The organism is Saccharopolyspora karakumensis (assembly GCF_004349225.1).
Classification (GTDB): Bacteria; Actinomycetota; Actinomycetes; order Mycobacteriales; family Pseudonocardiaceae; genus Saccharopolyspora; species Saccharopolyspora endophytica.
In genome coordinates this window covers 258,759-265,907 of the sequence record NZ_SMLA01000001.1, presented here as the reverse complement: position 1 = coordinate 265,907, position 7,149 = coordinate 258,759, and the positions used below count along the sequence as shown (strand labels likewise).

The 7,149-nt window shown below is 71.6% G+C and carries 7 protein-coding genes; 3 read left to right on the top strand and 4 right to left on the bottom strand.

The genetic code is table 11. The features are described 5' to 3' along the window. A partial coding sequence (locus E1202_RS01205; RefSeq protein WP_165943696.1) for a sigma-70 family RNA polymerase sigma factor occupies positions 1-1,173 on the bottom strand: 1,173 nt, incomplete at its 3' end. A gap of 325 nt (positions 1,174-1,498) precedes the next feature. Here E1202_RS01205 and E1202_RS01200 point away from each other — a divergent pair. The 3 genes from E1202_RS01200 to purE all read left to right on the top strand — a co-directional run bounded on the left by E1202_RS01200 (position 1,499) and on the right by purE (position 3,982). Further along, a complete protein-coding gene (locus tag E1202_RS01200) occupies positions 1,499-2,173 on the top strand; it encodes a hypothetical protein (protein WP_235877515.1) in 675 nt (224 codons plus the stop codon). 71 nt (positions 2,174-2,244) lie between these two features. Beyond that, positions 2,245-3,429 (top strand): 5-(carboxyamino)imidazole ribonucleotide synthase, encoded by a 1,185-nt coding sequence (locus tag E1202_RS01195; protein WP_132680378.1) that lies wholly within the window; start codon positions 2,245-2,247, stop codon positions 3,427-3,429. Between the two features lie 64 nt (positions 3,430-3,493). After that, the gene (purE, locus tag E1202_RS01190) at positions 3,494-3,982 is read left to right on the top strand and encodes a 5-(carboxyamino)imidazole ribonucleotide mutase (protein ID WP_132680405.1); all 489 of its coding nucleotides are present in this window, start codon (positions 3,494-3,496) and stop codon (positions 3,980-3,982) included. A gap of 188 nt (positions 3,983-4,170) precedes the next feature. Here purE and E1202_RS01185 read toward each other — a convergent pair whose 3' ends face one another. From E1202_RS01185 to E1202_RS01175, 3 genes are read right to left on the bottom strand one after another with little or no spacing between them, the layout of a single operon-like run. Beyond that, a complete protein-coding gene (locus E1202_RS01185) occupies positions 4,171-4,953 on the bottom strand; it encodes a thioesterase family protein (protein WP_132680377.1) in 783 nt (260 codons plus the stop codon). A 55-nt stretch (positions 4,954-5,008) separates the two neighbouring features. Beyond that, on the bottom strand, positions 5,009-5,722 hold the full coding sequence (locus E1202_RS01180; protein WP_132680376.1) for a TIGR03089 family protein: 714 nt from the start codon (positions 5,720-5,722) through the stop codon (positions 5,009-5,011). A gap of 17 nt (positions 5,723-5,739) precedes the next feature. Continuing rightward, on the bottom strand, positions 5,740-6,936 hold the full coding sequence (locus E1202_RS01175; protein ID WP_132680375.1) for an LCP family protein: 1,197 nt from the start codon (positions 6,934-6,936) through the stop codon (positions 5,740-5,742). Positions 6,937-7,149: the final 213 nt, after the last annotated feature.

The following is a 7,149-nucleotide window of genomic DNA, read 5'->3' as shown; positions in this document are numbered from 1 at the left end:
GGACGCCTCCTCGGCTGCGGGTTCGGCGGCGGCGGGAGCGGGAGCGGCGGGCGGCGCCGCGGGAGGAGCCGCCGGAGCGGGCGCCGCAGGCGGTGCGGCCGGTGGCGCCGCCGGGGGTGCGGGAGCCGGTGCCGGCGCGGGTGGTTCCGCGGCGGGCGCCGCCGCAGGTGCCTGCGCGACCGGGATGGACTGGTCGGCCCCCGAGGTCATGGCCACCGCGATCGCGGCCGCCAGCACGGCGGAGGCGACACCGGCGGTCACCGCCTGGCGAGGACCCGAGCTGGCCGCGTCCCCGGCGGCCGCACCGGCGCCACCGGCGGCGCCACCGGTGACGAGCGCACCGGCGGCGGTGCCGCCGGAGGACGCCGCGGCGAGGTAGCCGGTGGCGGTGACGCCCAGGACCAGCGGCGCGATGATGACCCGCAGCGCGCCGTTGACGTCGGCGAGCTCGGCCGCCAGCGCCCGGCACCGGTCGCAGGTGTCCAGATGGGTCTCGACCTGCGCGGTCTCGCGCTTGGACAGCCCGCCCCGGGTCCAGGCGCCCAGCTTGTCGACGGCGGCCCGGCACTGCTCCACACCGGAGCCGGTGGCTTCCAGCTGACCGAGGTGGACCTGCAGGTAGGCCTGCCGGAGCCCTTCCCTGGCGCGGTAGGCCAGCGCGGACACGCCGTTGGGCGTCAGCCCGAGCAGCGGGGCGACCTCGGCGGGCGACTGCCCTTCGATCTCGACGTGCCAGAGCACGGTCTGCCAGCGCTCCGGCAGCCGGGAGAACGCCTGCGCGGCGAGGGTGCGCTCCAACCCGTCGACGGCGGTGTCGGTGAACGGCACGCTGACGTCGGCGCCGGAGACCTCGGCGACGTCGTCGGCCAGCTGCACCTTGCGCTCGCGCCGGGTGCGGTCGTAGGCGCAGTGCCGCAGCGCGGTCAGCAGGTAGGCGCGGAAAGCCGTGGTGGGACCGCGTCCTTCGCGCAGCGCGTCGAGGACCTTGGCGAACGCCTCGGAGACGAGGTCGTCGGCCTCGGCCGCGGACTTGGCGACCTGGCGGGCCATGTTGTAGGCCGCCGCCACGTGCCGCTCGTAGAGCTCGCCGTAGGCCTGCGACGAACCGCCGCGAACCTCTTCCAGGAGCTCACCGTCGCTGGGGCTCTCGACTTCCGCTGGAACAGTCGCCACGCCGCACCTTCCTCCCCGCAGGGGGCATGTCCTCGTCAGTCCTACCTGGAAGCTCGGTTGGCGAAAACCACCTGGTGTGGAATTCGCCGAACATTGTGATCCGAATCGTATGGGCAAAGCCAGCGAGTCCACCGTCATGGGCGACCGCCTGCTTCGTCTCGCTCACGTGTAGGCCCAATGGGGAGGGACGTTGAGCATGCGGGACTGGCCACTGAGGTGTGACGCGTCGGCAGTGCGGACGCTGGAGCGAGCGGTGCGCTCGCGCTGGCGGACGGCGAGCCTAGCAGCGGGGTGGCCGTTCCCCAGCGATTGGGAGGTTCCGGCCGTGGACGCCGTGTGCGCGGCCGTCGTGTCGGGCGACGACCTGTCCGATCCGCTGGCGGAACTGGGCGCGTCGCGCGCGGAATCCGGCGTGGGGCTGTCCGGAACGCTGCAGGACCTCGCCGCCCTGCACGCCGTGGCGGGCGAGGACTCCGACGGGCTGGTCTCGGCCGACCCGGACGCGGTGCCCGCCTCGCTGATCCGGATCACGGCGTTGGGCTGGGCGGACGCGGTCAGCGGCATGGCGGTCGGTCGCGAGGTCGAGGACCCGCTGACCGGGCTCAACACCGCCGCCTACCTGCGCACCCGGCTGCACGAGGTCTACCGGGAGGCGAGCTCGCGGGACTCCACCGCCGACGAGGACTACGCGCTGATCACCGTGATGCTGGGCGTGTCCACCGACGGCTACCCGCGGATGGTCGCGATGGTGCTCATCGCCGACGTGCTGCGCGCGGTCTTCGACGCGGGCGAGACCACGGCGCTGCTGCGCGCGGCCACGGTGGCGATCCTCGCCCCGCGCACGCCGCAGCTGCGCAACCGCTGCCAGCAGGCGCAATGGATGATCGAGAACCGGCTGGCCGCGGACCCGGCGCTGCGCGACTGCGGCCAGATCCGGTTCCAGGAGGAGACGCTGCCGGGCGATCACGCGGAGGTGTGCCGGTTGCTCGCCGCGTTGTGACGGGTGTGAACCAGGTCGCGCTAGCCCGTCCCGGTGCAGGTGTGAGGGGTGCGCCGCCTTACGCTGGACGGGTGGACCAGCGCACCGGAACCCCAGTTGTCGGCATGATCGGCGGTGGCCAGCTCGCCCGGATGACGCACCAGGCGGCGATTCCGCTCGGGCAGTCGCTGAAGGTGCTGGCGAACTCCGCGGACGAGTCCGCTGCGCTGGTGGCCTCGAACGTCGAGTTCGGCCACCACACCGATCTGGAGGCGCTGAAGACCTTCGCCCAGGGCTGCGACGTGGTCACCTTCGACCACGAGCACGTTCCCGGTGATCACCTCCGCGCGCTGGAGGCCGCCGGCGTGTCGGTGCAGCCGCGCCCCGACGCGCTGCTGCACGCCCAGGACAAGCTGGTGATGCGCCGCAAGCTCGCCGAACTGGGGCTGCCGGTGCCGTCGTTCGCCGAGATCACCTCGGTCGACGACGTGCTGAAGTTCGGTGCCGAGCACGGCTTCCCGTGCGTGCTCAAGACCGCTCGCGGCGGCTACGACGGTCGCGGCGTGTGGGTGCTCGACTCCGCCGAGGACGCCGAGCGCACCGTCTCCGAGCTGCTCGACGGCGGCGCACCGCTGCTGGCCGAGCAGCGGGTGCCGCTGCGCCGCGAACTGGCCGCGCTGGTCGCGCGCTCGCCGTTCGGGCAGGGCGCGGTGTGGCCGCTGGTGGAGACCGTGCAGGAGGACGGCATCTGCGTGCAGGTGCTGGCACCGGCCCCGGACGCCTCGCCGGAGCTGATCGAGCGGGCCCAGGACATCGCCCTCAACGTCGCCGAGTCGCTGGGCGTCACCGGCGTGCTGGCGGTGGAGCTGTTCGAGACCGCCGACGGCCTGGTGATCAACGAGCTGGCGATGCGCCCGCACAACTCCGGGCACTGGACCATCGAGGGTTCCCGCACCTCCCAGTTCGAGCAGCACCTGCGCTCGGTCCTCGACTACCCGCTGGGCAGCACCGAGCAGACCGCGCCCGCCGTGGTGATGGCGAACCTGCTGGGCGCCGAGGTCGAGCCGACGATGAGCGTCGACGAGCGGCTGCACCACCTGTTCGCCCGCTACCCGCACGCCAAGGTGCACCTCTACGGCAAGAGCGAGCGCCCTGGCCGCAAGCTGGGCCACATCACGGTTCTCGGCGACGACATGGCCGAGGTCCGCGAGCAGGCACGGCTGGCGGCGCACTGGCTCTCCGCGGGTGAGTGGCTCGACGGCCACGAAATCCACTGACGTCCAGCAGTTTTCGACATTCCAGGAGGTCCGCGTGAGTGAGCAGCCGCTCGTTGGCGTGATCATGGGCAGCGACTCCGACTGGCCGGTGATGCAGGCGGCCGGTGACGCGCTCGCCGAGTTCGACGTCCCCTTCGAGGTCGGCGTCTACTCCGCGCACCGCACGCCGCAGCGGATGCTCGACTACGCGCGCGAGGCCGCCGACCGCGGGATCCGCGTGATCATCGCGGGCGCGGGCGGCGCCGCGCACCTGCCGGGCATGGTCGCCTCGGCCACGGTGCTGCCGGTGATCGGCGTCCCGGTGCCCCTGAAGCACCTGGACGGCATGGACTCCCTGCTCTCCATCGTCCAGATGCCCGCGGGAGTCCCGGTCGCCACGGTCTCGGTCGGCGGAGCCCGCAACGCGGGCCTCCTCGCGGTCCGCACCCTCGCCACCGACTCCGGAGACCTGGGCACCCGCCTCCGCCACCAGATGGCGACCTTCCAAGCGGACCTCGAAACCCTGGTCCACGAAAAGCACACAGCCCTCCAGGCAAAGGCCGACCAGTCCTGACCCGCGCCCAAGCGCAACCAACCCCACCTCCGCATCCGACCGGATTACGGCGGTATTCGGGTACCTGATTACGGCGGTTCTCCGGGTTCGGACGACGGCAGCGGGTCGGGTATCCGGATTACGGCCGTTCTCAGGTGCCTGATTGCGGCGGTAATCGGGGTGCCCGTGAAGGTGTTGTGGTGCTGGGGTCAGCCGAGTTGGTTGACCATGACTGCTTCCTGGGCTGTGCCGATGGGGCCCTCGGTGTCGTAGAGGCGGGCGTGGGCGGTGCCGATCCCGGTGAGTTGGACGTCTCGTCGCATCTCCATGCCGAGCCACTCGCCGCGCATCTCGCGGTGCAGGTAGATCGAGACGTCGGTGTTGATCCAGGGGCCGAACAGTTCGCCGACCGGGCTGGCGGCGCTGATCGCGTCGGCGAGGATCGCCACGTGCGACAGCGGGCTGAGGGGTTCACCCGGCAGCAGCGGCAGCGGCATCCGCATCCACGCGCGGCTGACGCCGGTGGCCGACTGGTCGGCGATCCAGCGCACCTGCATCACGTCGTGCACTCCCCAGCGCAGCCCCAGCTCCGGTGGGAGCAGCGTGAGGTCCGCCAGGCCGTCGGGACCGGCGAACGGCACCGAGGAGTCGGGCGCGGGGCCGTCTAGGTCGGAGCGTCGCAGCAGGTGGGCGGTGGCGTTGGTGTGCAGCCGGCCGTCGATGTGCAGGCCGGCCTGCGCCACCTGGAGCCGCTTGCCGGTGCGCAGCGGACGCACCTCGATCGACAGCGGGACCCGCGGCACCGGGCGCATCAGGTCCACGGTGAGCCTGGCGACGAACAGGTCCGGGTCGTCGTTGGCCGCTTCGATGGCGCGGGCGATCAGGCCCGCGATCGGGCCACCCCCGGTCAGCTCGCCCCAGGGGTTCCCGGACGCCTCGTTCGGCACGAAGAGCTCGCCCTCGGTGCGGAAGAGTGACTGCGCAGCACGCATCCCTCGATGTTACCCACGAGTAGGTAACTGATGCGGGCCTTGTGTGAGAGGCCTCTCAGAGCCCGAGTTCGACGGTCGTGCGCTCGTCGGCGCGTCGCTTGTCGAGCTTGGCGAGGTCCGGGTTGGTGCAGTGCACGAGCGCGGCCTCCGCGGCGAGCACCGCGAGCAGTCCGTCCACGACGCCGTCGGGCAACGTCCAGTCCACGGTGGACAGGACCCGGTCGTCGCGGCCGATTCCCAGCTCGCCCGCGCGGCGCTTCGCCAGCTCCAGCACCTCGTCCACCGACTTGCCCAGCAGTGCGGGCGAATCCCCGGCGACGGGCGTGATCGGGCTGAAGTCGTCCCCGTGCACGCGGATGTCGGAGACGTAATCCACGGCGTCGGCGGGCAGGTCGCGAACCGGCGCCCCCATCGGGTCCAGGCCGACGGCGGCCACCACGTGCGCGCCTTCGCCGCGCGCGAGGTCGGCGGCCGGGACGAACGCGACCTCGGCGCCCGCGGGCTCGTCGGTCACGTGCGCACCCGCCCACCAGGCGCCCAGCAGCACGCCGACCGTCTGCCAGTGCGCGGGCAGCGACACCGAGACCGGGGTTTCCGGCTCCAGGTCGATCTCGTCCACCAGCCAGTTCGCCGTCTTGGCCGCCCAGTTCGCGGTGGTGGCTCGGGAGAGCTCGATGCGAGCACCGGTGGCGTCGTCGTAGTGCGTGATCAGCGGTTTGGGTGCGCCGCTCGTCAGCAGCGGGCCGAGAAGTGCCTGGGTGACGCTCATGCGCGCAGCCTAACCGGCTAGTTCACGCAGGGAACGTCGCCGTCGGAGGTGATCGGTCGTTGCCGGGCGGTCCCGTCCAAGCGCAGGCCCGGTTTCGGGGCCAGGCCGGGCGCGTTGGCGGACAGGCCGGCGAAGAACCGCTGCACGGCAGCCCGGTCGATGGAGACGATGCTCTGACCTCGCTCGTCGCGAGCACCCGCGCTGAGCACCGGCATCGTCACGAAGTTGACGCGTCCCGCGGCGATCTGCTGCATCTGCTGCACGAAACCCAGCGCGTCCCAGTCCTCGTCGAGCTCGACCGTGCGCTGGGTGGCCGCGGTCAGGTCGTTGACCATCGCGGGATCGGTGAGCGTGCCGGTCGAGAGCACCTTGTTCGCCAACGCCGCCATGAACACCTGCTGACGCACGATGCGGTCCAGGTCGCCGCGCGGCAGGCCGTGCCGCTGGCGGACGAACGACAGCGCGTCCCCGCCGGTGATGGTGTGCCGTCCGGCGCTGAAGTCGGCCCCGGAATCCTTGTCGCTGGTCGCGTTGTTGAGGCACACCTCGACACCGCCGACGGCGTCGGTGAGCTCGAAGAACCCGAGCAGGTTGATCTCGGCGTAGTGGTCGATGCGCATGCCGGTGAGCGTCTGCACGGTCTGCACCAGCGCGCGCTGCCCGGCGACCTTCGAGCGGTGGTCGACCTCGACGGCCGGCAGGTTCTGGCCTTCCAGCTCGTCGGCCGCGGCCTTCTTGGTGAGCCCGTACACCGTGTTGATCTTGTCGGGGGCCCCGGAGGGCGTCTCGGTGTAGGTGTCGCGCGGGATGGACACCGCGGTCGGGGCCGCGCCGCTGTGCGGTACGCGGATGAGCACCAGGCTGTCGGTGTTGAGCCCACCGGTGGCCTCGGTGCGCAACTGCTTGAGGACCTTCAGCGGCAGCGGATTGCCTTGCGCGTCGGTGCGGCTGTCGCTGCCGACCAGCAGCACATCGGTGGCCCCGTCGTCCGGCGGGGGAGCGTGCGGCACCTCGGCGAGCACCTTCGCGGAGCTGACCTCGCTGAGCCGGTCGATGACGAACCAGCCGACGGCGCTGAGCCCCAGCACGACGACCGACGCGAACGCCACCACGCTCCGTCCCGCGATCCGCGCCGCTGAGCGAGATCGGCCGGACGAAGCGACTTCGGGGTCGTCCGGCTCGGGGTGCTCATGCCCCTGATCCGGTTCGTCCACCGAGCCCTCCCCCTGGGTTTGTGTCGATGATTCACAGTAAACCGCCGAGGATCATGCTCAAAAGCCGGAGGAGGGGAACCTTTCGGTCACGTCGTGAGGGGAATGTCTCGGTCGGGAGGAGGGGAACCTTTCGCTCACTTCATGAGGGGAACCTCTGGGTTGGGGGAGGGAACCTTGTGGTCATCGTGGGAGCTCTTCGGTCACGAGGAAGGG

Coding starts and splice junctions, on each gene's coding strand:
- purE (WP_132680405.1), top strand. CDS start 3,494: ATGGGCAGCGACTCCGACTGGCCGGTGATGCAGGCGGCCGGTGACGCG.
- E1202_RS01185 (WP_132680377.1), bottom strand. CDS start 4,953: ATGCGTGCTGCGCAGTCACTCTTCCGCACCGAGGGCGAGCTCTTCGTG.
- E1202_RS01180 (WP_132680376.1), bottom strand. CDS start 5,722: ATGAGCGTCACCCAGGCACTTCTCGGCCCGCTGCTGACGAGCGGCGCA.